A 2,604-nucleotide genomic window follows, 5' to 3' on the forward strand; every position below is an offset into this window, starting at 1 on the left:
GGCCGTCCCCGCCCTCCTCGCTTCCCCCGCGCGAATCCGGGGGATCCTGGTGGGAAACGGTCCCTGGCGGTGCCTGTTCGTGCCGAGATCTCTCCCCGTGCCGGGAGGCGTCGGCCCCGCCGGCCGGCTCACCGACGCCGAGTTCGTACAGGAACCGGCTGGGTTGCTCCTCGTGGTCGTCGCCACCGACGGCGGCCGAGGCGACGGCGGTGACCAGCAATCGCCGCCGCGCCCGGGTCACCGCGACGTGGAAGAGCCGGCGTTCCTCGTCCAGCAGGGCGGAGGTCTGCCCGACCAGACCAGCTCGCACGCCGGTGCCGTCGGCCCGGCCGGCGAGCACGTCGACCAGCCGCTCCGAGCCGAGCAGACTGCCCCGCAGCCGCAGGTCGGGCCAGATGCCCTCCTGAACCCCGGCCACCGCGACCAGGTCCCACTCCAGGCCCTTCGCGGCGTGCGCGGTGAGCAGCCGGACAGCGTCGCCCCGGTCGGCGCTGGCGGCCAGGGTGTCGGCGGGCAGATCCTGGCCGAGCACGTGGTCGAGGAAGACCTCGGTCCGGGCACCGGGCAGCCGGTCGGTGAACCGGGCCGCCGCGTCGAAGAGCACCAGCACGGCGTCCAGGTCACGGTCGGCGGCCTCGGCCCGCCACCGCTGGGCGGTCTCGTGCTCGCCGGTGGCGGCCCGCCCCCGGTTGATCGCGCCGGCCCAGCGTTCGGCCAGCCCGCTGGCCTGCCACACCGCCCAGAGCACATCCTCGGCGGTGGCACCCGGGATGGCCGCTGCCCGCCGTGCGGTCGCCAGCAGCTCCGCCACCGTACGAGCGGGCTCCACCCAGCGCCGGTCGATCCCGGCCAGCTCGGCCGGGTCACGCAGCGCCGCCACGATCAGCTCGCCGGAGGGGCGACGGTCACCGCCGGCCAGCGCGAGAGCCCGTAGCCCCTGCCGCAGCCGCCGCTCGGCCAGCGGGTCGGCCCCGCCCAGCGGGGAGTGCAGCAGGGCGACCGCCGCCTCCTCGTCCAGCCGTTCCGGCTCCAGCGCGCAGCGCAGCAGGAGCAGCAGCGGCGCGACCCCCGGTTGCAGGTGCAGCGGCAGGTCCTCCCCGTGCACGACGGTCGGCACCCCGGCGGTGTGCAGGGCGCGGCGCAGCGAGGGCAGGTGCAGGTGGGTGGAGCGGACCAGCACCGCCATCTCGGACCACGGCACGCCGTCGAGCAGGTGCGCGGTACGCAGCGCGTGGGCGAGCCAGGCGGCCTCGCTGGTGGCGGAGCGGAAGGTACGCACCTCGACGGTGCCGGGCGGGGTGCCGGGCGGCGGGCGCAGCCGCCGGTGCGCGGCCGGTCCGCGCAGCCGTCGGGCGAGCCGCCCCGCCGCCCCGAGCAGCCCGGCGCCGGCCCGGTACGACGTGGTGAGCGTGACCTGCGCGGCCGGTGCTCCGGAGGCGGTGCGGAACCGGTGCGGGAAGCCGCCCACCACGGCCGGGTCGGCACCACGGAAGGCGTATGTGGAGGAATCCGGGTCGGCGAACGCCACCAGCGGCTTGCCGCCACCGGCGATCACGGCGAGCAGTTCCTGCTGGGCCGGGTCGGTGTCGGCCAACTCGTCGACGTAGACGTGGGCCAGCCGGCGACGCTCGGCGTCGAGCAGCCCGGGGTCGTCGAGCAGCATACCGGTGGCGGCCCGGACCAGTTCGGCCGGGTCGTACGCGACCGAGCCACGGTTGCTGACGTCGCGCAGGGCGAGCACGGCGACGTACTCCCGGAGGAAGCGGGCGGCGGCCGGCCAGTCGGCGCGGCCCAGCTTCTCCCCCAGCCGGGCCAGCTCGACCGGGCCGACACCCCGCTCGGCGGCACGCATCAACAGGTCGCGCAGCTGGGCGGCGAACGCCCTGGTCCGCAGGGCGGGACGTAGATCCTCCGGCCAGCCGACCGGATCGTCGCCGGGCTCCTCGCCCACCACGTCGAGCAGTTCCCGGATGATCAGGTCCTGTTCGGGACCGGTGAGCAGCCGGGGCGACGGCTCGCCCCGCTCGGCGGCGGCCCGGCGCAGCAGTCCGAAGGCGTACGCCGGAAAGGTGCGCACCAGCGGCTCGCGGAGCACCCGGTGACCGTCGGCGGCGATCCGCGCCTCGATCCGGTGACGCAGCTCGGTGGCCTGCCGGCGGGCGAAGGTGAGCACCAGGATCCGCTCCGGGTCGACGCCTTCGGCCACCCGGGCGGCGACCGCCTCGACGAGGGTGCTGGTCTTGCCGGTGCCGGGACCACCCACGACCAGCATCGGCCCGTCGGTGTGCGCGACGACCTGCGCCTGGAGCGGATCGGTGAGCCGTCCGCGAAGGCGCCGCGACGCGCCGTGCGGGCTGGTGGGGACAGGGTGCTGACCGCGGTCGCCGGTCGGCGGATCGGATCTGCCGGTGCGGTCCGCCGGGTACGCGCCATCGCCCGCCGGCCCCGCGGACCGCGGCTCCCCCTCGATGCCCACGCCGCCCCGACCGCTGCCCTCGCTCGGCCCCCCGGGCCGACCGCTGCCCTTGGCCGGCCCGCCGGGCCGACGGTCCCCCCGAACCGTCGCGGCGGACCGCCCGTCGTCCGGGCCCGGTCCGGCAGGCC

General features: G+C 77.0%; 1 protein-coding gene. It reads right to left on the reverse strand.

Annotation, left to right across the window (positions count from 1 at the left end; translation table 11 throughout):
- The coding region (locus E1182_RS30165) for an ATP-dependent helicase (protein WP_371687627.1) at window positions 1-2,476 on the reverse strand (2,476 nt) is incomplete at its 3' end.
- Window positions 2,477-2,604: the final 128 nt, after the last annotated feature.

This window comes from Micromonospora sp. KC721, from assembly GCF_004348355.1.
In the GTDB taxonomy this organism is placed as follows: Bacteria; Actinomycetota; Actinomycetes; order Mycobacteriales; family Micromonosporaceae; genus Micromonospora.